Here is a 24,789-nt window from a genome sequence, read left to right as displayed (position 1 = left end):
CACGATCAAATCTATAGTACTGAATAGTTTTTAAAAAGACTTGGATGTCATATCCCTGCAAAAGCAGGGGCTTTGTCGCACGGCTTCGAAAACTTATTCAATGTCATTCCACGTGGCATTGTTCCGTGGATACCGAATCATCATTGCAAACGGTCGCATCGAACTCGGCAATCCAGAAAAAATAATAAAAAAATTCTGTAAATCAAAATGTTTACTGGGTTGCTTCGTCAATTGCTACATGGTTTCCTCACAATGATGAGGATTTTGACCCACACAACAACACTCTTTCACTATTAGTTAATATTAAACAGGTTATTTTTATGTCTAAAGAGAAAACTCAACAAGAATTATTATTACAAGAGCAACTTTTTAAAGCCCTGAAAACTAACGATACAGAATTGAATGCCAAAATATCTAGAACCTGCAAAGGCATTGCCGAATCTGTTATTGACCTTTCTAATGACCAATCTCCTACTGCTGAAAGCCTATATATTAGCTATATGGCCCTAGCCGATTTAAACACTAAGGATTTAGCTAAAGTTACAACAATAATAAAAAACTCGTTTCCAGGAGATAAAAACAAGAAATTAAGAGAAATAATCGATACACCTCTTTTAGAACACTTAGTTATGATAGAGGCAATTGAACGACAGGTTGGATTAGATGATAGCCGATATAACGCAGATTACAGAAAACTTGAAGAAATAAGAAATCCTAATGACCCTAAAAAAGTAATTGATGCTATGCTACGTGATAAGAGGGTGGCACAGCAAGCTGAGTTTGAGGAGAAAGGACAAAAGGCAGCAGGCGTATCGGCCGGTTATGTTGCTAAAGATAACGCCGGTAATACTTTTATTTTAAAACATTTTTATAAAACTCATGCTGCATGCCAAAAAATACCCGATAATAATGCACAAAAACAGGCTATGGCTGACCGAAGAGACGGAGTACAAGAATTAATAGGCTCTACCATGTATCAATTTTTATTACATGATCGCGCACCAAAAGAAGGGCTGGTAACAGCGGATGAAAAACACCCTGATTCACTTTATGTACGTTCTAAATTTTTTGATAATGCTGTAACACTAACAGAATTTTCCGGTTTATCAGGTGAAACTAGAGTCAGAGCTAATGATCAAAATTTAAAAAAGTTGGAAGGATTTGAAAAAGCCATAGCTGCTTGTCATATGCTGGGGGAAGTAGATTATCATGCTGGTAATTTAATGGTACAGGATGGTAAAACAATAACCAAAATTGATCATGGTCGCTCTTTTTTAGCATTTCATAAGAATTTTAGCAGTATAATTCAATCAACAGCTGCAATGTTTACACATCCTGGTGTTGGCTACAGTGCTGCTATTAAAGCAGGTAATTTCTCATTTAGTATCGATAAATATAGCGCATCATTAAATCAAATGATAAGTCAATTTGATGAGAAACAGATGGAAGCAATAGTTGATCAAAAAATTGATGAATTAAAAAAAGCTGGGTTTGATCCAAAAAATATTATGTTATCCACTAATATTCAAAATTTTGATGATTTGAGAAAACACTATAAAAGCAGTATAAAAGAAAATCTTGTTAATATGCAAGAAGTGGCCAAAGGAGCTGAGATAGTAACAAAATTCAGTAATGTTTCACCTGAATTTAAAAATGGTGGTTGGTTAGAGGCTTTCGCTCATTCACCTGTAAAAGACCCGGTACTCTATGCAATAGATAATAACATTACAATTGAATGTAAAGATGCTAAAGAGTGGGCGTATGAAAATAATTACCAAATTAAAATTGCTATAGGCTTGAAAAAAGAAACAATCAAGGAACAACAATGGAGCAAAGATTTGGACGGAAAATGGAAAGAAAAAGAAGTTGAGGTTAAGACAGATAAAGTAGAAGTACAAATTGCTGATCCTGCAAAATCAATGCGTATACAAGACAAATCTACAGGCGAAAAATTGGCATCACTAATTGTTGATTTTACAAAGCAGGCAACAACTAAAAACGTAACCGATAAAGCAGTAGCAAAATTCTACAACAATATAATGAAAGTGCTAAAAAAAGAAAATTATCTTACCGAGCAAGATATTAAGGGTATAAAGAAAAATTTAAAATATCAGGATAACATCGAAAACACGACCAACTTATTAAATGCTAAATCTTTCAAGTTAAATTATAAAGATACTATATATTACAAGGTAGGAATTTTTTGTGAAAAGAGAGGTTTACCTAGTATCTCAAATTATTTTATGAAACAAATTTCTCCTGAGAATTTAAATAAAATTCATAATACAGAAAAACTTATAGCAGAAAGTATAAAAATTGGTAATGTACTACAACAGAAGAAGCAAGAAAGACTCCAAACAAAAAGAGTAGAAACGGTAAAAGAAATCGCATTCTCTCAATTACAAGCTAGGAAGGAAAGACATCAACAAAGATAAGCATTGTTGAGTGTATGCCTTAAACGTCATTGCGAGCAAGTCACAGAGTCGTTGCATAGTCCTAATGTCATTTCTAGCTAAAACGCGGAAAACCAGTAATTATTAATCTCATCCTGCGACTTGATAGCAGGATCTAGTCTTGTTTAAATTTTTTTCTCGATACTGTGGTCAAGCCACGGTATGACAGCGAAAAGTACTGGATTTCCGCTTTTAGCTAGAAATGACATACTATAGGCCAAGTTGCGGTATGACATCATAACATACAACAGCTATAAATTCTTATTCTTTTTCTGCATTTTTTCTAGCAGACGGTGAGAGCATAATACTTAGCTCTTTTAGAGCTTTATCCTCTACATAGCTTGGGGCGTTCATTAATAAATCTTCAGCCTGCTGGTTTAAAGGAAACGCAATTATTTCCCTTATATTTGTTGCTTCCGCAAGCAGCATAACGATTCGGTCAATACCGGGGGCTATTCCACCATGTGGTGGCGCTCCAAACTTAAATGCTCTAATCATCCCTCCAAATCTCTTATCAACTTCCTCTTCACTATAACCTGCTATGGAAAATGCTTTATACATAATTTCCGGCTTATGGTTTCTAATAGCACCGCTGGACAGTTCAATACCGTTACAAACAATATCATATTGGTATGCGGTAAGTTCTAATAACTCTTCAGTGGTTTTAGCTTGCTCTAAAGCATCTATTCCGCCCTGCGGCATAGAAAACGGATTATGGCTAAAATCAATTTTTCCTGTTTCTTCATTTAACTCATAGAATGGAAAATCGGTAATCCAGCAGAATTTAAAACAATCTTTTTCAAGTAAATCAAGCTCTTCACCAAGTCTCATTCTAACCTTACCGGCAAGCTTAGCAGCTTTCTCTTTCTTATCGCTAGCGAAAAATACAGCATCACCGTTACTAACACTAGCTGTAGCTTTTAGACTCTCTAATTGCTGCGGGCTTAAGAATTTTACTACCGGTCCCTTTGCTTCACCGGTTTCACTAAACTGAATATAGCCAAGTCCACCTGCTCCTTCTGATATCGCAAACTCTATCATTTTATCGAAGAAACTACGAGGCAGTGCAGCTGCCTTAGGTGCAGGAATTGCACGAACTATGCTACCTTTTTTAATATTCTCTCTAAAGATTGTAAAATTGGAATCTCTAAATATCTCAGTTACATCGGCAATTATAATAGGGTTACGCAAATCAGGCTTATCAGAGCCGTATTTTAGCATAGATTCATTATATGGAATACAAACGAAAGGAGTCTCTGATACTTTCTTATCCGTGAATTTAGTGAATAAATCATACATCACAGGCTCAATAGTACTAAATACGTCTTCCTGTGTAACAAACGACATTTCTACATCTAGCTGATAAAACTCGCCGGGTGATCTATCGGCTCTTGCATCTTCATCCCGAAAACAAGGAGCAATTTGGAAATAACGATCAAAGCCTGATACCATCAATAACTGCTTGAATTGCTGAGGTGCTTGCGGTAATGCATAGAACTTACCCGGGTGCATTCTACTAGGTACTAAAAAATCCCTAGCCCCCTCAGGTGAGCTTGCTGTTAAAATCGGAGTTTGAAATTCGGTAAAACCTCTTGCCGTCATCAAATGACGAAGATGAGAAATAATTTGTGAGCGGAGTATTATATTATTATGTAATTTCTCACGTCTAAGATCTAAAAAGCGATGTTTAAGCCTAGATTCTTCGGGAGCGTCTTTTTCAGTATTAATAACAAAAGGGAGAGTGTCCGCAGCTGACTCAACACTAAATTCCACAGCTAGCACTTCAACATGACCTGTCGGAAGCGTATTATTAATCGTGTCCTCTGATCTTGCTACAACTGTACCCCTTACCGTAATTACCGACTCATAACGCAAACGACTTGCATCCTCCATAAGCTGAGGGTTTTGATCGGTAAACACGATTTGAGTTATACCGTAATGATCACGTAAATCTATAAAAACTAGATTCCCGTGATCTCTTCTTCTATGTACCCAACCGGATAGCTTAACTTCTGTTTCTACATCGGATATTTGTAATTCGTTACAATTATGAGTTCTGTATTTATGCATTTTTATTTTTTTATTATACGATTGCCCCATTATATACATAAAATCACAAATTTTCGCAAATAAAAACTAAAAATTTATCTTGCTAAAGTTTTATCTTGATATTGCAGCAGCTTTTGGCTTTGATTGGCGTTGCTGATAATTTTGTTGTTGAGGTTTTACTTGACTTAACTCACCTTTAATCCATTCATATATTGCTTTCTTAGGATTTTTAATTATCTCTGCAACATTTTCGACTAGATTTATTATTCCTTTAACTAACGATAATACATCTTTTGCTATTTCACCTATAGAATTATTACCTGCTTGTAGTTTTTCTTGGTCTTGCTTAGACAAATTACTACGTATCCTATTCATTCTTGATTTAAGCTCATCTTGTTCTAGCTCTTCTTTTGTAAAATGTGACTTAAGTTTTCTATCAACAATTTTTTGTTCTTCCGGAGTTAAATTTTTATATTGATCAACAAGCTTATTAACTTTTTCTTGTTCTTTCGGTAGTTTTGAAATATTTTCAGCAATATTTGGCATTTGTTTCTCTTCTCTTATAAAATTAAAACATATTAATTTACATTATATATATATTCTTATACAAGCAAAACTTTAATAGAAATTAACCTTTGAACGCAGCCTTAATACCTAGAAAGTCTAAAAAGTTTCGTAATTCTTGACGTGCAAGCACGTGTGAGCTATTAAATGCTTTATCATATTTTGCAGTTTTTAGATCAAGTAATGTTAGACCTTGTAAAAATAACTCCCTATATATTACACGTTCACTAAATCCTTCTGCGAGTTTAAAGTTAATTCTTTTAGCAAGTTTAGCTAATACATTTCCTACGCGTCTTTTATTTAATGCATCAAGATTACTTAAACGATTACGAAGTATTACCCAATCTATACTAATTCTATCACGACTAGCACGTTCCATTTTCTGCTCCCAAATCATTTGACTATATATTGATGGGCTAATAATTTCATCCTTGCTATCGACTTTTGCTATTACGTCTAAATCTAGAAAGCTATCATTAATCGGTGTAATAATTGTATCGGCGTAAGAATGAACAACCCTTGATAAAGGAGTATGACTGCCTGGGGTATCAATCACTATATAATCGACATCCTGATTATTTTTGAGTATCGGCTCAAAACTCTTTGCTTGCTCTTCTACTTTGCTTTCCGATATATGAAAATGTTTCGGTACTAATACAGGTTTATCAGGATTGTGTTTATTATATAAATCTCGATTTTTTAAATAATTCGTTAACGAACTTTGACGTGAATCGGTATCTATACTTACTACCGAATAATTTTGATAAAGCAGAGCGATTATTAGATGCATAGAACAGGTAGTTTTACCTGCTCCGCCTTTCTCATTACCTATAACAAATATATAAGGTTTATTTATTGTGTTCATAATTATATTCAGAATAAACGAATAGTAAATAGACGAAGTTTAATGTCATTCTTAGCTCAGTATTACACATGTGGATAGTTTTTTCCATCATTGCAAGAAAATGACGTAAGTAATTGACGAAGCAATCTCAGAATATTTGACGAGATTGCCACGCAGCCTAGGGCTGCTCGCAATGACGACTCGGTATCCATGCAGGCAATGCAACGCAAGAATAGCATTTAAGTATATTCTTTGATAAATTTCTCTAGTAATCTCACGCCGTATCCTACTGCCCCCTTAGGACCGAGCGCTGAAGCTTTATTACTATTTGCAACGCCTGCTATATCTAAATGAGCCCAATCTACTCCATCTTTAATGAAACGTTTAATGAAATGTGCAGCTATGCAGCTTCCGGCAGCTCTCGGTACGTTCGCGATATTTGCCATATCGGCTATGTCGGAGTGAATCATTGCATCGTACTCATCATGCAGCGGCATTCTCCAAAGTTTTTCATTAACTTCTTCCCCTACTTTTATTAACTTATCAGCTAACTCATCATTATTGGAAAAACAACCAGCATATGTATTACCAAGTGCTATGGTTATTGCTCCTGTTAGAGTTGCAACATCAATCACGCATTTAGGCTTAAATTTTTCTTGTGCATACCAAACAGCATCAGCAAGTACTAAACGCCCTTCTGCATCGGTATTTAAAACTTCGGCAGTTTGCCCTGACATGGTAGTTACTACATCCCCTGGACGCTGTGCATTACCGGACAGCATATTTTCGACAAGCCCTACAACACCGACTATATTTACAGGTAATTTTTGACCAGCAACCGCAATTATGGTACCCACAACTGCTGCAGAACCTCCCATATCGTATCGCATTAAGTGCATATCACTTGACGGTTTTAATGAAATGCCGCCTGTATCAAAAATCACTCCTTTACCGACCAAAGCAATAGTTGGAACATCCTTACTGCCACCTTTATATTCCATCACCACTAACTTTGACTCGTTTTGTGAACCTTGCCCCACACCAAGTAATGCTCCCATACCAAGGTTTTTCATCTCACGTTCACCGATAACATCAACATCTACCCCTAGCGGTTCAAGTCTATCAACTATTCTTTCGGCATAAACTTGAGGAGTTTTAATATTTGACGGTTCATTACTTATATCTCTTGTAAAAAATACTGCTTCAGCAATTAATTTTTTGATTTCAAATAATTTTGCCGTTTCAGTGCTATTATCAGTAAAAATTTCAATTGACTCTACTGCGAACTTCTCTGCTTCTTTTAAGGTAGTTCTATATTTATCAAATCTGTAAGAAGCAAGAAACGCACCGCTAGCAACTAAAGATGCAAATGTTTGAGATGTAAACCTGCTAATTCTATTTGTAATTTTTAAGCCAATAGTAGAAATTTTACAACTGGTTGCATGCTGTAAGATTTTGCCTCCTAACTCTTCAATTTTTGCTTCAGTTAATTTTTCTTCATTCCCAAGACCTGCTATTATCAAATATCTAACCTCACCTGATTTAATGACGGACGGAATAACCTTGATCTGTCCATATTTACCGGTAAATTGCAGTTTATTCTGAATAGTTTTAGAAATTAATCCATGATGTTGTTGATCAAGTCCTATTAAATTACTATCAAGCTTTAACTGTTCATCAATAAAAACTACTAGACCTTGATTAGTAGATGATGCTTCATTCACAAAATTTACGTTAAGCATATTTACTCCTTATATTATTTTTGACTTTAGGTCATTTTATTTATCTTGATAAAACTTTGCAAGTATTATAATTGATTTAAAACAAAATCTCATTAAATAGCATTTGACACATGTTAACGTTTTTTATATCTTACTGACGAATTAGTTAAATTTAAGTAATAATATGCCAGTATATGACATCACTTCTCATTTAATTAAGCAGAAGTATACAATGATTAAAGCATCATGTGAGTTAAACCAAAATATGGGTAAGATTTATAGTCTCACTCCTCATCCAATACGATATAATTGCCTTAACTATTTAAAGTTATTATCTCTACCTATATCGCTAGCATTTTATATAGCAAAGCTTTGTTTTACGGCTAATCCGTCATGGACATGGATCGGGGTTAATATTTTGCATGAGAAGATGGGTCAAGCAACAGCAAAAAAAATATTACACGGCTTACCTGACGAAGTAGAACCAAATCAAAATATACCTAAAATTGTCGAGTATGTATTTAGAAAATATGAAGAAAATCCTACATTAACCCCTATTATTGAACCTACATTTATACAAAAATTTTTAGCAAAGGCCAGTAAATATATTCCTGCTTTGTCTAGAATAGTAAAGTTTTGGAATGAAGGAGGAATTAACTATTCTGATGAAATACAAACAAAACTAGCATTAATTGACGTTATTTATAAACACATTATTGCTAAAGCTTATGAAGTAGGTAAAAAAGGAGGAAAACTTGAAATAACGGATGTGACAGCACTTTTCCCAGAGATAAATTTTGAAGAAAAAGTCAATGCTGAATCAGCAAATCTTGAAACAGAGAAGGTAGAAGTAAGCAATGAAGAGTCTTTAATTTCTGAATTGCCTGTTAGAAATCTTTCTAAACCAACTTATAGAGAGGACTGTAAAAGAGAGGAATTTAAAAGCGATACGGAACGCAGCACCGCAGCGTATATAGACATACGTGAGGATGCGAGTACCGGATCGACATCTAAATTACCTCTAGAAGTGAAGAAGTTTGGAAAGATATCTATTGATCAAAAACACGAAGAAGCTACGGCTACTACTAATGCAAATAATAGTATTAACCCATTAGTAAACTTACTCATGTTAAAAGCTTTACATGATTCAATTCGTCAAGAAGTACTGAAAACTTATGTTGAACATTGTTTAGCAGAAATTCAGATATCTAAAAATCAAGAAACACTTGAAAACTTCCAATATGATGATTCTTTAGCAAGATCACAATTATACGGTAATTATGATAACAATAATACGTATACCTTTGAACAACCAGTATCTGATTTAGGTCAAACCTACGAGCATTTAACAGCACCGATTGCTTGTTATTAAAGCGTCATTTCTGCAAGTGGGCAATAAGATAAAGCCTATAAAAAACTTGGGTTTTTATAGGCTTTTTTTGTCAATAATGCGTAGTAAGGTTATTTTTCTGGATTCCCTCCAGCTAGGAAGGCATCGTTGCGTAGATACCACCTCGTCATTGCAAGGACATTACAAAGTAATTGACGAAGCCAGCTCAGGGGAGTTTGTTATTATTTCATGAGATTGCCACGCCAGCATAAATGTTGGCTTGCAATGACGGGTTTTTTATAAACTATCGGTACATACGAAGATCAACTTGGAAAAGAGCAAAGGGTCTGTAAATCGAGTAGCGGAGCGTATATTAAACGTTCAGCATCCTACGACTTACAAAGACGACACAGCCAATTTTTCAAGTTCTATCTTAGTATATTTATACATTCTCTTCATCAAGCTTTACGGCTGCTTTACGCATTTTATCCATAAAGTAACCGGTTCCAGCAGGTACTAATCGTCCAACTATCACGTTTTCTTTTAGTCCTCGCAACTTATCTACTTTACCAGCAATAGCTGCTTCAGTTAAAACTCTAGTAGTCTCTTGGAATGATGCCGCGGAGATAAACGATCTAGTTTGCAGAGAAGCTTTAGTAATACCTTGTAATATTAATTGTGCTTCAGCAGGTTTTAAACCATTTTTTATAGCTTTTTCATTTATCTCATCAAATTCATGTCTATCTATTTTTTCACCTGCTAATAACGTAGTTCCACCTGAATCCGTAACCTCTACTTTTTGTAACATCTGACGAATAATAACTTCTATGTGCTTATCATCAATCTTTACACCTTGTAGACGATAAACGGCTTGAACCTCATTAACAATATAATTTGCAAGAACCTCTACGCCCATTACTTTTAAAATATCTTGAAGTACCGGATTACCATCAATCAATAAATCACCTTTTTTAACAAAGTCACCTTCGTTAACTACAACATGCTTGCCTTTTGGTACCATATATTCAATAGACATTGTTTCATCAATCGGATGTATAATAATACGTCTTTTAGATTTATAGTCTTTACCGAATTCTACTCTACCGTCAATTTCGGCAATAACTGCATGATCTTTAGGGCGTCTTGCTTCTACAAGCTCGGCAACTCTTGGTAAACCACCGGTAATATCTTTAGTAGTGGTTGATTCTTTCGGTATACGTGCAATGATATCACCTACCGATATTTGTACTCCGTCTTCTACGCTTAAAACTGCTCCAACCGGCAAGTAATATCTAGCTTCTAAACCGTTTGATAAGGTGATAACTTCACCTTTAGCATCTAAAAGCTGTATACGCGGACGTAATTCTGCACCGCGTGAATATTGCTTTGATTCAATAATAACTTTACTCGGTATTCCGGTAGCTTCGTCAGTTACGTCACGAATAGAAATACCCTCAACCATATCTTTGAATAAAACTTTACCTGACTTCTCCGTGATAATCGGTATAGTATAAGGATCCCATTCTGCTAGTTTTTGAGTTTTAATCACCATATCACCATCATCAACAAGTAATCTAGCACCGTATGGAATTTTATGACGAGCCTTTTCATTACCGTGATTATCAAGCAATAATAATTCACAATTTCGGCTCATAACAATTTTGCGTTCTTCAGAATTAATCACAACGTTACGACTTATAATTTTCACTTTTGCGTCATAGGAAGCGTCTACGGAAGAAACCTCAGCACCTTTTGTTGCCGCTCCTCCGATATGGAAAGTTCTCATTGTAAGCTGCGTACCCGGTTCACCTATAGATTGAGCAGCAATAACCCCAATTGCTTCACCCTCTGATACTAATGTACCGGTAGCAAGATCCCTACCGTAACATATGCTACATATACCGGTAGTACTTTCACAGGTTAATACGGATTTAATCATAATCCTGTCGAGTCCTGCCGACTCAATCTGCTCTAACTTTGCTTCATTAATAAGCTCGCCTTTATTGAGAATTAGATCATTAGTTACCGGATGAAATATATCAATAGCAGCAGTACGACCTAAAATCTTTTCAGCTAAAGGTACTATAACTTCTCCACCTTCAATAACACTCTTAACTTCAATTCCTTTATCAGTTCCACAATCTTTTTCAGTAATAATACAATCTTGTGCAACATCTACTAATTTTCTTGTTAAGTAACCTGAGCTTGCTGTTTTTAAAGCCGTATCTATTTGCCCTTTACGCATTCCGTTAGCAGAATTAAAACACTCAAATTCAGTTAATCCTTCCTTAAAGTTAGAGATAATAGGAGTTTGTATAATTTGACCGTTTGATTTGGTCATTAAACCTCGCATACCGCCTAGCTGCTTAATTTGCTGGAAAGAACCTCTTGCTCCGGAAATAGCCATCATATATATAGCATTTATTTTCTGATGATTTGGAGCATCATTAACCGGCAGCGTAGCAATCTCTTTCATCATGTCGTTTGCTACTCTATCGGTACATCTTGACCAAGCATCGACTACTTTATTATATTTCTCTCCGTAAGTAATTAAACCGTTTGAATATTGTTGTTCAAATTCTTTTATTTCAAGCTGAGTTTTGTTGATATGAGTACTCTTAGATTCCGGTACTACCATATCGTCCATTCCAAAAGAAATACCTGAAGAACAAGCATATTTAAAACCTAGTTTCATTAGCTGATCGGCAAAAATTACCGTAGCTTTTTGACCGCAGTGACGATAAACTAAATCTATAACTAATGATATGTCTTTTTTAGTTAGTTGTTTATTAATAAACTTGAATTCTATATTAGGGTTAGAAGGCAATAACTCACCGACCATTAACCTACCGTAAGTAGTATCAATGATAACAGGGACCATTTTACCTTCGGCATTTAACTGATTTCTGCGATATTTTATCTTTGTATGAATAGTTATAAATTTATTATATAAAGCATGTTCCATCTCAGCTAAATCTGAGAACATCATCCCTGCGCCTACTTCATTATCAAATGCAAGGGTTAGATAATATAAACCAAGCACTATATCTTTATCCGGTACAATAATAGGACGACCGTTTGCGGGGCTTAAGATATTATTTGTAGACATCATAAATACCCTAGCTTCAAGCTGTGCTTCAATCGATAACGGGATATGTACTGCCATCTGATCACCATCAAAATCCGCATTGAACGCAGCACACACAAGCGGATGAAGCTGGATCGCTTTACCTTCAATTAATAGCGGTTCAAATGCTTGAATACCAAGCCTATGTAACGTCGGAGCCCTATTCAGTAAAACCGGATGCTCTCTAATTACCTCTTCAAGCACGTCCCACACTTCGGATTTTTCAGCTTCCACCATTCTTTTAGCGGCTTTAATAGTTGTAGCGATGCCGTACAACTCAAGCTTAGAATAAATAAACGGCTTAAATAACTCCAGAGCCATTTTTTTAGGTAAACCGCACTGGTGAAGTTTAAGCTCAGGTCCTACCACGATAACCGAACGTCCTGAGTAATCAACCCTCTTACCTAGCAAGTTCTGACGGAAACGTCCCTGCTTACCTTTAAGCATATCACTTAATGACTTAAATGGACGCTTATTAGCATTTTTCGCTGCTCTACCGCGACGACCGTTATCAAATAACGCATCCACCGCTTCTTGTAACATTCTTTTTTCATTTCTGACTATTATATCAGGAGCTTTTGACTCTATTAATTTCTTTAAACGATTATTTCTATTAATTACTCTTCTATAAAGTTCATTTAAGTCTGAAGTAGCAAATCTTCCGCCATCAAGCATAACAAGCGGTCTAATTTCAGGAGGAATAACCGGTAAAACATCCATAATCATCCATTCCGGCTTGTTTTCTGACTCTAAAAAATTCTCTACTAATTTTAAACGCTTTACTAATTTTTTCTTTTTGACTTCTGAAGAAGTGGTTTGTAATTCCTCGTATAACTCTTGCTTTAACTTTGAAAAATCAAGCTCTTTAAGCATTTGTTGTATTACTTCTGCACCTATAGAGGCAGTAAATGCATCTTCACCGTACTTATCTTTTGCTTTCTGTAATTCTTCCTCTGTTAAGAGTTCGCCTTTTTGTAAAATCGATAGCCCTGGGTCAACTACTACATAATTTTCAAAATAAAGAATCTTTTCTACATCTCGCATTGTCATATCAAGAAGTGTACTAATTCTTGAAGGTAGCGACTTTAAAAACCAAATATGAGCAACGGGAGCTGCAAGTTCAATATGCCCCATTCTTTCACGTCTTACTCTAGAAACCGTAACTTCAACGCCGCATTTCTCACACGTAATGCCACGGTTTTTCATCCGCTTATATTTACCGCAGAGACATTCATAATCTTTTACCGGACCAAAAATTCTTGCACAAAATAAACCATCTTTCTCAGGTTTAAAAGTTCGATAGTTAATTGTTTCAGGTTTTGTTACTTCACCGAAAGACCACGAACGTACCTGATCGGGACTTGCTATATTAATCCTTATCTGATCAAATTGTTGAGTATTACTTAATTGTCCGTAAAAATTTACTACGCTCATAAATACTTTTCCTTAAAAATTACTCGTATATACTCGGTGAATTTCAAAAATTGGCGTTGTCGTTCTACAAGTTCTGCGGTGCTCACGTATTAAGTATACGCTCCGCTCCTCGCCTTGTGCACTCCTAGCTCTTTTTGAAATTGACCTTAGTCTACCCAGAGTTCTTATTGCACCCTACATGTCATTCCCGCAAAAGCGGGAATCTAGTAAAACAGATAAAAAATAAGTTTTTTATTTGTTTAAATGACCTGTCTTTCTTAACTTGAAGTTACTTCAAGCTTTACGTTAAGACATAAAGATCTAAATTCTTTTATCATAACATTAAATGATTCAGGAATGCCTGATTCAAAATTATTTTCACCACGTACTATAGAATCATAAGTTTTGATCCTACCGTTTACGTCATCCGACTTAACCGTTAACATTTCCTGTAACGTATAAGCTGCACCGTAAGCTTGTAATGCCCAGCATTCCATTTCTCCGAAACGCTGTCCGCCGAAATGAGACTTACCTCCAAGCGGTTGCTGCGTTACTAAACTATAAGGTCCTATAGAACGGGAGTGAATTTTATTATCGACTAAATGATGCAATTTCAGCAAATATTTCTGTCCTACGGTTACTAGACGGTCAAAATATTCACCGGTTCTACCGTCAATTAATTTCACTTGTCCTGAAGGGTCTTGACCGGCAAGCTTTAGCATATCTTTAACGTCCTGAACTTTTGCTCCGTCAAATACAGGAGTTGCAAAATGTACGCCTTTACTTACTTTCTTACAAAAAGCGATAATCTCTTCTTCCGGTCTTTCAAGTATAGAATTAATATTTTCTCCATACAGTTCAATTAAGAATTTCTTAATCTGCTCAATACCTATATGTTTATTTTTATATTCCTTTACTAAGGTAGATATTTTTTTTGCTAAATTTATTGATGCCCACCCAAGATGCGTTTCTAAAATCTGTCCTATATTCATACGGGACGGAAGACCTAGAGGGTTAAGAACGATATCTACAACAGTTCCATCTTCTAAAAACGGCATATCTTCTTCAGGTACGATACGTGAAATAACACCTTTATTTCCGTGTCTTCCTGCCATTTTATCCCCGGGTTGTAATTTATGCTTAGTTGCAATAAATACTTTTACTACTTTTAAAGCTCCCTGAGGTAAATCATCACCACTTTGCAATTTCTCTACCTTAGTAGCAAATCTTTTATCAAGAGCCTCTTTTTTCTCATCATAATGAGTCTTTATCTGCTCTATTTCATTCATTACATTTGCATCTTCCACGGTAATCTGCCAAAATTGCCCTTTAGATAAGCCTTTTAGCATTTCAGTAGTAATAGTTTGTCCTACTTTTACTTGCTTAGGACCGTTAATAATCACCTGCCCTACTAAAAGCTTTTCAAGCCAACTAAACACAAAATGCTCAATAATTTCTAATTCATCGTCTCTGTCTTTTGCGAATTTTTCAATTTGTTGTTTTTCAATAGCAATAGCTCGCTGGTCTTTTTCTACACCTCTACGAGAAAATACCCTTACTTCTACTACAGTTCCGCTCACTCCGGAAGGTACATGCAGCGATGAATCTTTTACGTCAAAAGCTTTTTCCCCGAAAATAGCACGTAGTAGCTTCTCTTCAGGAGTAATAGGCGATTCACTTTTTGGTGTTACTTTTCCAACTAAAATATCACCGGCTTTTACTTCTGCACCTATATAAATTATTCCGACCTCATCAAGATGACGCAACGCTTCTTCACTTACATTCGGTATATCACGGGTAATTTCTTCAGGACCAAGGCGTGTATCTCTAGCTATTACTTCAAACTCTTCAATATGAATAGATGTAAATACATCCTCTTTTACTATACGTTCGGATATTAAAATGGAATCTTCAAAATTATAACCGTTCCAAGGTAAGAAAGCCACAAGCACGTTTCGACCTAAAGCAATTTCACCGTTATCCGTACTAGGACCGTCAGCTATAATATCGTTTTTCTTAACGTAATGACCGACCTTAACTAAAGGCTTTTGATTTATACAAGTATTATGATTGGATTTTTGGAATTTTAGTAAGTTATAAATATCAACCGAAGGAGAACCGTCAACTTTTTGTTCTAGAGTTCTAATCACGATTCTATTTGAATCTACCTGCTCAACAATACCGTCATGTAATGCAAGCACTGACGCTCCGGAATCTTTAGCTACTACCCCTTCAACTCCGGTACCTACAAAAGGTGCATCCGTTTTAATTAAAGGAACGGCTTGTCTTTGCATGTTTGAACCCATCAAAGCACGGTTAGCATCATCGTTTTCTAAGAAAGGTATAAGAGAAGCCGCAACCGACACTACCTGCATAGGAGTCACATCAATGAAGTCTACCTCATACGGTTCTACCATTACAAAATTACCGCCTTCAACACGGCAATTAATAAACTCTCCTTGCAGTTTTCCGTCTTTATTAATTTTAGAATTTGCTTGTCCGATTTTGTATTTACCTTCTTCAATAGCAGAAAGATATACCACTTCATCGGTTACACATCCATCTTTAACTCTTCTATACGGACTCTCTATAAAACCATGTTTATTTATTCTAGCATAAGTAGCCATAGAGTTAATTAACCCGATATTCTGACCTTCAGGTGTTTCAATAGGACAAATACGACCGTAATGAGTCGGATGTACGTCACGCACCTCAAAACCTGCTCGATCTCGACTAAGCCCCCCGGGACCAAGTGCCGATAGCCTTCTTTTATGAGTTATTTCCGATAATGGATTTGTTTGATCCATAAATTGGGATAATTGGGAGGTACTAAAAAATTCTTTTACTACTGAAACTAAAATTTTAGAATTTACTAAATCATGAGGCATTACGGTATCAACATCACCTGCCGACATCCTTTCAATTACAGATTTTTCCATTCGGACTAAACCTATTCTAAATTGATTTTCTATCAATTCACCTACTGATCTAACCCTTCTATTACCTAAATGATCAATATCATCTATGATACCTTTACCGTCTTTAAGCTCTACTAAAACTCTTACGATATTTTTAATATCATCAATTGTTAAAACCGTAACTTCTTCAGAAATATTCAGCTCTAACCTAGAATTCATTTTTATTCGCCCGACTTCTGAAAGATCATATCTTTCCGTATCAAAGAATAAATTATAAAACAGGCTTTCAGCCGCTTCGATATTAGCAGGTTCGCCTGGTCTTAGAACTCTGAAAATATCACATAATGCTGCCTCACGATCCTGATTTTTATCAGCAAATAAGGTGTTCCTTATATATGGACCGGATTGAGGATTGATTACTAATACGTTAACATTTTTAATTTTAAGATCATTAATAACATTTAGCATATCAGCAGTAATCATTTCACCGATTTTTGCTAATACTTCATCGCTTGCAGGATCTCTTAAATCTTCGGATAGATATTTGCCGATTAAAGTTTCATGAGCTACTAAAATATTATTAAGCCCTTCCCCAAAATATTTTTTAGCCAAACGCGGAGTAATTTTTTGTCCTGCTTTCAGTAGAATATTTCCAGTATCTGCATCTACTAAATCACTTGTTAAACGATGAGCAGTAATATGCTGAGGTATAAATTTAACCGCCCAACCTTTATTTTTAACAAGCTTATAAGTTACTGAATTATAATAAAATTTTATAATTTCTTCAGTACTCATACCTATAGCTCTAAGCAAAGTAGTAGCATAAAGCTTTCTTTTTCTATCAATCCTGAAATAAATAACATCCTTAGCGTCGAATTCTAAATCAAGCCAAGACCCTCTATATGGAATAACACGAGCAGAATATAAAAGTTTGCCGGAAGAGTGGACTTTTCCTTCATCATGATAAAAGAATACACCAGGTGAGCGATGCATTTGTGATACAACTACTCTTTCCGTACCGTTGATAATAAAAGTACCGTTTTTAGTCATTAATGGGATATCACCCATATATACTTCTTGCTCTTTAATCCCTTTAATTTCTCTAGTACCGGTATCCTCATCTATATCCCAAATACTTAATCTTAAAGTAACTTTAAGAGGAGCAGCATAACTTAAACTTCTTTGACTGCACTCTTCTACATCATATTTTGGAGTATCGAATTCATATTTTACAAATTCTAAATTAGCAACATTGGAGGAATCTGAAATAGGAAAAATTGAATTTAATATAGATTGTAAACCTTTGTTTTTTCTTTCAGAATCTTTAATATTTAACTGTAGAAAGTTTTTCTCATATGAATTTTTTTGAATTTCAATCAAATTCGGTATATCTGCTACTAAATTTATGTGACCGAAATTTTTTCTTATTCTTCTATTATGTGACAAGGGTTGTGCTTCTATATTATCCCTTAATGAAACCATATAATCTCCTGACTGATAAAATTACTGCCCGTATTACAGTGATTAGGTCCTATACACTTTTAATAGAATAATCATAATTATGGCTCTTTTTAGCTGTAAATCATCAGATTTTTTTTGAAATAGTAATAAACTCTCCTCTTAAAAATCTTATTAATTTTCGCTTAAAAATATCTCCTAATTAATAATCATTAATCAAAAGTGTTCAGAACCTAGGTTCTGTATATAAAATTTAAATTATTTATATTTTAAACAATAAAGTTTTTATTGGAATAGATACCTATTTCAATAAAATACTTATAATTTGCAGTAAAATAAAATATACTGTTTTAAAATTTTTCACATAAAACTTAAATTAAAGAAACCTAGTAAGTTTCTTATTTAGATCTTGTGTAGGCTCTACGAACATTTCCAAAAAGATTTGATTTTGGTTATTTGTTTGTTGCAACAAATTATAATATTTTTTTAAAATAGGTAGCTATTCCTTCAAAAATCTCATTAATTTTCACTAAAAATCAATTATAAATGTTCACAGAACCTAGAAAATTTCAATAATTTAAACTTCTAGATGTATGGTACATTAACCAAATTATTTTAATCAATAAGACTTTTAATGTAATAGCTTTATCCTATTGCAAAAAAATAACTTAAATTAGCTTTAAATTAACTTCTTAAAATCCAAAAAGCCTTATTTAGTAATTAAAATTTGAATAAGGCTTTTTGGATTTTAAGAAGTTAATTTAAAGCTATAAAATATTTCATCTGTAATGCAAAAACATTAGGTCCTGTAAAAAAATTAATCTATACTTAGTTGTTTTTGATTGAAAATTATAAGATTTTTCTTGGAATAACAACAACTGTTTCAACAAAAATCTTATTAATTTTTACTTAAAACTATCTAAAATACGAATAATTCAACTTTTCTTTACAGAACCTAGTGCAGAAATAATTATTTTAATTCAACTTTTGCTCCAGCAGCTTCTAACTTACCTTTGATTTCATCTGCTTCTGCTTTTTTCACATTGCTTTTAATCGGCTTTGGAGCTTCATCAACTAATTTCTTAGCTTCAATTAAACCAAGACCTGTGATATCTTTTACAACTTTAATTACTTCAACTTTCTTATCACCAGCAGCTGTTAAAACTACTTCAAACTCAGTTTTTTCAGCTACTGCTTCAGCCGCCGCAGGAGCTGCTGCACCGGCAGCTGCTACAGCTACAGGAGCTGCTGCAGATACACCCCATTTTTCTTCTAGCATTTTCACAAGCTCAGCTGCTTGCATTAACGTTAATGATGATAATTGTTCTTCAATTTTAGCTAAATCTGCCATAATTTTTTCCTTTTTACTTTTTTTATATTGAGAGATTACTACATCAGGCATTTTAAAGTTAATTAAATTCTTTTGTGCTTCAAATTATAAGACTTTTTTAAAATAAGAATAATATCCTATAAAAAACCTTATTAATTTTCACTATAACAGCTCTTTAATTATCAATTAAAATACCTGATGCAGTAACCTTTAAGTTAATTTTTACTAGCATATGCTTGTATTACTCTCGCCATACTCGAAGATGGGGCTTGTAAAACACCTACAACCTGAGTAGCCGGTGCTTGTAATAACCCAATAATTTTACCCCTAAGCTCATTAAGTGTAAGTAGCTTAGAAAGTTCTTTTATTGAATGTTCATCTAATACGTGATTATCTACTATTCCACCGATAATCTTAAGATTATCATTAGCCTTAGCAAAATTAACTACTAATTTTGCCATCTCAACCGGTTCTTTAGAATAAACAATAGCAGTAGGACCCGCAAATAAATTAGCAATACTATTAAGCCCTGTTTGATTTGCAGCTATTTTTGCTAAAGTATTTTTAACTACTTTAAAACCTGCTTCTTTAGATTTAAGTGCTTCTCTAAGCACACTCACTTGACTAACGGTTAACCCGTGATAATGAGTAATAATTATAGAGGGCGATTCTTTATAAATATTTACAATATCCTCTACTGCTACCGGTTTTTCTGATCTTAACACCTTTTAATTCTCCTTTTATAATACAGTTTAATATATTTAAACTGATACAAATGCTTAAAATAACAAAATTTTTTTATTATTACTATACTACCGTTAAACGGCTATAAAAATTATGCTATACTAGTTAAATCTATTTGTACCGATGCTCCCATAGTAGAAGATAAATACATTGCTTTTAAATAACTTCCTTTTAATCCGGCAGGTTTTGCTTTAATTACTGCCTCAATAAACGCATTTAAATTTTTTAATAAATCTTGGTCTGAAAAAGATAATTTTCCAAGCCCTGCATGAATTATACCTGCTTTCTCTGCTCTATATTCTACCTGACCGCTTTTAGCATTTTTAATAGCATTTTTAATATCTAAAGTTACGGTACCAAGTTTAGGGTTAGGCATTAAACCTTTTGGTCCTAAAATTCTTGCAACTGAACCTATAGCTGCCATCACATCGGGAGTAGCTATACACACATCAAAATTAATTTTCCCTGCTTTAATTTCATCAATAATATTTGTTGAACCTACTAAATCTGCTCCGGCACTTTTAGCTTCTTCTTCTCTTTCTTCTTTACAAATAACGGCAACTCTTACGGTTTTGCCTGTACCGGCAGGTAAATTAACTACACCACGTACCATTTGATCGGAATGCCTAGAATCAATTCCAAGCTTCATAACTATTTCTAAGGTTGGATCAAATTTAACATATGATGCTGATTTTAATCGTTCAACTGCATTTGTTAAATTATATAAAGTATCTGATTTTACTTTTTCTCTAGCTTCTCTTATTTTTTTACCGCCGCTAATTTTTACAGCAATATCTTTCTTATTTGACATAATAATTAATTCCCTACTACTTCAAGTCCCATAGATGCAGCACTACCACAAATAATTTTTGTTGCTGCTTCAATATTTTTTGTATTTAAATCAGGCATTTTTAACTTTGCAATTTCACGACAATCATCCATAGTAACTTTACCTACTACGGCTTCTTTTTTAGTAGCACTAGAACCTTTAGTAATTTTAGCATATTTCTTTAAAAAGTAAGAAGCAGGAGGAGTTTTTATTTTAAAAGAAAAACTACTATCTTCATAAACGGTAATTACGGTTGGCAGAGGTATTCCTTTTTCCATACCTTGCGTAGCATCATTAAAATCTTTACAAAATGCTGCAATATTAACTTTTCTTTGTCCTAGGGCCGGTCCTATAGGAGGTGCAGGAGTGGCTCCAGCAGCTGGAATTATCAAGTTAATATAACCTTTTATTGCTTTCTGAGACATTTATAAATATCCTTATTTTTCTCTTAAATTAATATTACTTTGTAACAATTGCATGGATCTTGTTTCCCATCATTGCAAGGAAAAGCTATAAGTTTTGACAAAACAAGGCAGAAAAAATTCTGTAAATCAGAAGTTTTTTATTATTTCTCCTAGATTGCCACGCAGCCTACGGCTGCTTGCAATGACGACGCATTATCCCGCAACAATGACATCCTGAACATTCGTACAATACAGCTTAAGTAATTAATAAACCGTATTTAGTCCAACTTTTAATCATTTTTCTTTACTTGATTAAAATTTAGTTCTATTGGAGTTGCTTTACCAAATATTGCAACTGAAACTTTTAACCTATTTTTTTCTTGATCTATTCCTTCTACTGTACCCATGAAAGTTTCAAAAGGACCATCTGTAACAGTCACTATTTCACCAACTTCATACAATTTAGAATTCTTTGCTTCTTTAGCTTCTGCTTCCAAATTATTAAAAATATTTTGTATTTCACTTTCTGTAAGAGCTTTTGGCGTGGTTTTGCTTCCTAAAAAGCCGGTTACTCCAGATATATTTTTTACTAAATGCCAAGATTTATCAGTCATATTCATCTTTATCAAGATATAACTCGGCATTAGTTTTTTTTCTACCTTGAAATTTTTACCGCGTTTAACTTCAGAAACTCCAAAAACAGGTATTAGTATATCTTCAAAAAAATCCGTCATGTTCTGTTTAGCGATTTTTCTAAGCATATCTTCTTTAATGCGTTTCTCTGCTCCTGATGCCGTATGTACTACATACCACTGCTTTACATTTTTTTCAGAAGAAGGCAATATATTATCTATACTCTGTGCTGTCACAATTTATTCCTTATACTATTTGCCGATATTAAGCAAAAGCTGCATTATGTTATGTATACTATAATCAAGTACCAAACAAGTTAGGCTAAAAATAAAAACTGCTACTACCACTACTAACGTTGAAGCAACAAGCTCTTTTCTAGTTGGCCAAACTACCTTATAAGTTTCTTGTTTAACTTGTTCAAAAAACTTATAAATTTTATATTCTTTAAACATATTTTTGTTAGGTAATTTATTAGACTTCTTACAAAATGCTACTTCTAAAGGCCATTGAGACGATAATCCAGCACTGGAATTCTCACATACTAGTATGTACGCTGCGATTCGAGGTGAAGTACCTCGTTCAAATTTCTCTCTATAAGCAAATTTTGTAAAAATTCTATATTTTATAGCAAAAAAGCTCTAAGCCTATAATGGCAGGAGCGACAGGTATCGAACCCGCAACCTCCGGTTTTGGAGACCGGCGCTCTACCAATTGAGCTACACTCCTATCATATTTTTAATAAAAAATCAATAAAAGTTATTAAAAATATTTGTTATTATTAATTACTATAATAAACAGTACTGTTAATTTATAAGCTGCCACGGCAAAACAACATGTATTTCTGTAAGACGTGACACCTCACCCCTAAATTATTTTTTAGCTTTAATAATATCAGCTACTTGACTCGGCACTTGATCATAATGAGAGAATATCATACTAAACTGAGCTCTACCTTGAGATAAAGACCTAAGCGTATTAACATAACCAAACATTTCCGCTAAAGGAACATTCGCAGTAACTACTTGAGCATTCCCTCTTGGATCCATGCTTTGAATTTGTCCTCTACGACTATTTAAATCGCCTATAATATCACCCATATATTCATCAGGAGTGATAACTTCAACTTGCATAATCGGCTCAAGTAATTTAGGATTACCTTTCGGCATCCCTTCTCTAAATGCTGCCTTTGCAGCAATTTCAAACGCAAGTACACTAGAATCTACATCATGAAACGCACCGTCAACTAAAGTTGCTTTAAAATCAATCATAGGATAACCGGCAATAACACCGGTTTCTCTAATATTATTTAATCCTTTTTCAACACCTGGTATATATTCTTTAGGCACGGCACCGCCGATGATTTTACTTTCAAAGACAAAATTTTTATTTTTATCTTCATCTTTTAGATCTTTTACCTCTTTTAGAGGCTCAAAAATAATTTTTACACGAGCAAATTGTCCTGCACCGCCGGATTGTTTCTTATGGGTATAATCAATTTCACAAACTTTTGTGATAGTTTCACGATATGCTACTTGAGGAGCTCCAATATTTGCTTCGACCTTAAACTCTCTTCTCATACGATCAATGATAATTTCTAAATGGAGCTCTCCCATTCCTTTTATCACTGTTTGTCCTGTTTCATAATCAGTTGACACTCTAAATGATGGATCTTCAGCTGCTAAACGAGAAAGTGCAAGGCCCATTTTTTCTTGATCAGCTGTTGATTTAGGTTCTACTGCAAGCTCAATTACCGGCTCTGGAAATTCCATTCTTTCTAAGATTACTTGCTGATCAATATCAGATAACGTATCACCTGTGGTAGTATCTTTAAGACCTGCTAAAGCTACTATATCACCTGCTGATGCTTCTTTTACGTCTTCACGATTATTAGCATGCATTAATAGCATTCTACCGATTTTTTCTCTTTTATTCTTTACGGTATTAATAACAGTTGTTCCTGAAGTAATTTTACCTGAATATATTCTAATAAAAGTTAATGAACCGACAAATGGGTCATTCATAATTTTAAATGCTAAAGCTGCAAAAGGCTCAGTTACCGAAATAGGGAAATCTGTTTCTTCACCGGTACTTACTTCCATACCTTTTACTATACCTATATCAATAGGCGAAGGTAGAAAATCTACTACGGCATCAAGTAAAGGCTGTACCCCTTTATTTTTAAAAGCACTACCGCATAAAACCGGGTAAAATGCTGCTGAAATAGTACCTTTTCTGATTAATCTTTTAATCTCTTCTGCTGTTACTTCTTCACCTGATAAATATTTTTCCATAACATGATCATCTAACTCAACAACCATATCAAGTAATTTAGCACGATATTCTTCAGCTTTATCTTTCATATCGGCAGGTATATCTTCTTCAAAATACTCAGCTCCAAGTGCTTCATCTTTCCAAATCACTGCTTTCATTTTAATAAGATCAATGATACCTTTAAAATTTTCTTCAATCCCTACAGGCAACTGAATAACAAGCGGTTTTGCTCCTAAACGATCTTTGAGCATTTCAACGCATCTATAAAAATCTGCTCCCATTCTGTCCATTTTATTGACAAAACACATTCTAGGAACATTATATTTATCTGCTTGCCTCCAAACCGTTTCTGACTGCGGTTCAACACCTGCTACACCGTCAAATACTGCAACTGCACCGTCAAGAACACGAAGGGAACGCTCTACTTCGATAGTAAAGTCAACGTGTCCAGGAGTATCGATAATATTAATTATTTTATCTTGCCATCTACAAGTAGTAGCAGCTGAGGTAATGGTTATACCACGTTCTTGTTCTTGTTCCATCCAATCCATGGTAGCACCACCCTCATGAACTTCACCTATTTTATGCGATTTACCGGTATAATATAAAATACGTTCGGTAGTTGTGGTTTTACCGGCATCAATGTGAGCACATATACCGATATTACGAATATGCTCAAGTTTATTTATTTTACTCATTAT

Annotated in this window: 15 protein-coding genes and 1 tRNA gene; 2 read left to right on the top strand and 14 right to left on the bottom strand. The window is 34.4% G+C overall.

Annotation, left to right across the window (positions count from 1 at the left end; genetic code table 11):
* Positions 1-320: 320 nt before the first annotated feature.
* On the top strand, positions 321-2,435 hold the full coding sequence (gene risK1 / locus BTU51_RS01095) for a T4SS effector phosphatidylinositol 3-Kinase RisK1 (protein ID WP_012150404.1): 2,115 nt from the start codon (positions 321-323) through the stop codon (positions 2,433-2,435).
* A 279-nt stretch (positions 2,436-2,714) separates the two neighbouring features.
* Here the strand turns inward: risK1 and aspS are convergent, their stop codons facing one another.
* From aspS to BTU51_RS01070, 4 genes are all read right to left on the bottom strand, one after another.
* Positions 2,715-4,523, bottom strand: a complete 1,809-nt coding sequence (gene aspS, locus BTU51_RS01085) for an aspartate--tRNA ligase (protein ID WP_014362454.1) — start codon at positions 4,521-4,523, stop codon at positions 2,715-2,717.
* Between the two features lie 90 nt (positions 4,524-4,613).
* Positions 4,614-5,048 (bottom strand): hypothetical protein, encoded by a 435-nt coding sequence (locus BTU51_RS01080; protein ID WP_012262226.1) that lies wholly within the window; start codon positions 5,046-5,048, stop codon positions 4,614-4,616.
* An 82-nt stretch (positions 5,049-5,130) separates the two neighbouring features.
* A complete protein-coding gene (locus BTU51_RS01075) occupies positions 5,131-5,931 on the bottom strand; it encodes a division plane positioning ATPase MipZ (protein ID WP_012150401.1) in 801 nt (266 codons plus the stop codon).
* 218 nt (positions 5,932-6,149) lie between these two features.
* Positions 6,150-7,652, bottom strand: a complete 1,503-nt coding sequence (locus tag BTU51_RS01070; RefSeq protein WP_012150400.1) for a leucyl aminopeptidase — start codon at positions 7,650-7,652, stop codon at positions 6,150-6,152.
* Between the two features lie 163 nt (positions 7,653-7,815).
* Between BTU51_RS01070 and BTU51_RS01065 the strand changes: the two genes are divergently transcribed.
* On the top strand, positions 7,816-9,003 hold the full coding sequence (locus BTU51_RS01065) for a palindromic element RPE1 domain-containing protein (protein ID WP_012262225.1): 1,188 nt from the start codon (positions 7,816-7,818) through the stop codon (positions 9,001-9,003).
* A gap of 400 nt (positions 9,004-9,403) precedes the next feature.
* Here BTU51_RS01065 and rpoC read toward each other — a convergent pair whose 3' ends face one another.
* From rpoC to fusA, 10 genes are all read right to left on the bottom strand, one after another.
* Positions 9,404-13,522, bottom strand: a complete 4,119-nt coding sequence (gene rpoC, locus BTU51_RS01050) for a DNA-directed RNA polymerase subunit beta' (RefSeq protein WP_012150398.1) — start codon at positions 13,520-13,522, stop codon at positions 9,404-9,406.
* Between the two features lie 257 nt (positions 13,523-13,779).
* The gene (gene rpoB, locus BTU51_RS01045; protein ID WP_012150397.1) at positions 13,780-17,901 is read right to left on the bottom strand and encodes a DNA-directed RNA polymerase subunit beta; all 4,122 of its coding nucleotides are present in this window, start codon (positions 17,899-17,901) and stop codon (positions 13,780-13,782) included.
* Between the two features lie 946 nt (positions 17,902-18,847).
* On the bottom strand, positions 18,848-19,228 hold the full coding sequence (gene rplL / locus BTU51_RS01040; protein ID WP_014362285.1) for a 50S ribosomal protein L7/L12: 381 nt from the start codon (positions 19,226-19,228) through the stop codon (positions 18,848-18,850).
* Positions 19,229-19,422: 194 nt separating this feature from the next.
* The gene (gene rplJ, locus BTU51_RS01035) at positions 19,423-19,932 is read right to left on the bottom strand and encodes a 50S ribosomal protein L10 (RefSeq protein ID WP_012150395.1); all 510 of its coding nucleotides are present in this window, start codon (positions 19,930-19,932) and stop codon (positions 19,423-19,425) included.
* Between the two features lie 110 nt (positions 19,933-20,042).
* A complete protein-coding gene (gene rplA / locus BTU51_RS01030; RefSeq protein ID WP_012150394.1) occupies positions 20,043-20,762 on the bottom strand; it encodes a 50S ribosomal protein L1 in 720 nt (239 codons plus the stop codon).
* Between the two features lie 5 nt (positions 20,763-20,767).
* Positions 20,768-21,205, bottom strand: a complete 438-nt coding sequence (gene rplK, locus BTU51_RS01025; protein ID WP_004996639.1) for a 50S ribosomal protein L11 — start codon at positions 21,203-21,205, stop codon at positions 20,768-20,770.
* Between the two features lie 269 nt (positions 21,206-21,474).
* On the bottom strand, positions 21,475-22,053 hold the full coding sequence (nusG, locus tag BTU51_RS01020; RefSeq protein WP_012150393.1) for a transcription termination/antitermination protein NusG: 579 nt from the start codon (positions 22,051-22,053) through the stop codon (positions 21,475-21,477).
* A 15-nt stretch (positions 22,054-22,068) separates the two neighbouring features.
* A complete protein-coding gene (secE, locus tag BTU51_RS01015; protein ID WP_012150392.1) occupies positions 22,069-22,269 on the bottom strand; it encodes a preprotein translocase subunit SecE in 201 nt (66 codons plus the stop codon).
* A 198-nt stretch (positions 22,270-22,467) separates the two neighbouring features.
* A tRNA-Trp gene (locus tag BTU51_RS01010) sits at positions 22,468-22,543 on the bottom strand.
* Between the two features lie 143 nt (positions 22,544-22,686).
* Positions 22,687-24,786 (bottom strand): elongation factor G, encoded by a 2,100-nt coding sequence (gene fusA / locus BTU51_RS01005; RefSeq protein WP_012150391.1) that lies wholly within the window; start codon positions 24,784-24,786, stop codon positions 22,687-22,689.
* Positions 24,787-24,789 lie beyond the last annotated feature (3 nt).

The organism is Rickettsia rickettsii (genome assembly GCF_001951015.1).
Taxonomy (GTDB): domain Bacteria; phylum Pseudomonadota; class Alphaproteobacteria; order Rickettsiales; family Rickettsiaceae; genus Rickettsia; species Rickettsia rickettsii.
The sequence above is the reverse complement of the archived record's forward strand: the minus strand, read 5'-3'. Positions and strand labels throughout refer to the sequence as shown.

Coding starts and splice junctions, on each gene's coding strand:
- risK1 (WP_012150404.1), top strand. CDS start 321: ATGTCTAAAGAGAAAACTCAACAAGAATTATTATTACAAGAGCAACTT.
- aspS (WP_014362454.1), bottom strand. CDS start 4,523: ATGCATAAATACAGAACTCATAATTGTAACGAATTACAAATATCCGAT.
- BTU51_RS01080 (WP_012262226.1), bottom strand. CDS start 5,048: ATGCCAAATATTGCTGAAAATATTTCAAAACTACCGAAAGAACAAGAA.
- BTU51_RS01075 (WP_012150401.1), bottom strand. CDS start 5,931: ATGAACACAATAAATAAACCTTATATATTTGTTATAGGTAATGAGAAA.
- BTU51_RS01070 (WP_012150400.1), bottom strand. CDS start 7,652: ATGCTTAACGTAAATTTTGTGAATGAAGCATCATCTACTAATCAAGGT.
- BTU51_RS01065 (WP_012262225.1), top strand. CDS start 7,816: ATGCCAGTATATGACATCACTTCTCATTTAATTAAGCAGAAGTATACA.
- rpoC (WP_012150398.1), bottom strand. CDS start 13,522: ATGAGCGTAGTAAATTTTTACGGACAATTAAGTAATACTCAACAATTT.
- rpoB (WP_012150397.1), bottom strand. CDS start 17,901: ATGGTTTCATTAAGGGATAATATAGAAGCACAACCCTTGTCACATAAT.
- rplL (WP_014362285.1), bottom strand. CDS start 19,228: ATGGCAGATTTAGCTAAAATTGAAGAACAATTATCATCATTAACGTTA.
- rplA (WP_012150394.1), bottom strand. CDS start 20,762: ATGTCAAATAAGAAAGATATTGCTGTAAAAATTAGCGGCGGTAAAAAA.
- rplK (WP_004996639.1), bottom strand. CDS start 21,205: ATGTCTCAGAAAGCAATAAAAGGTTATATTAACTTGATAATTCCAGCT.
- secE (WP_012150392.1), bottom strand. CDS start 22,269: ATGTTTAAAGAATATAAAATTTATAAGTTTTTTGAACAAGTTAAACAA.
- fusA (WP_012150391.1), bottom strand. CDS start 24,786: ATGAGTAAAATAAATAAACTTGAGCATATTCGTAATATCGGTATATGT.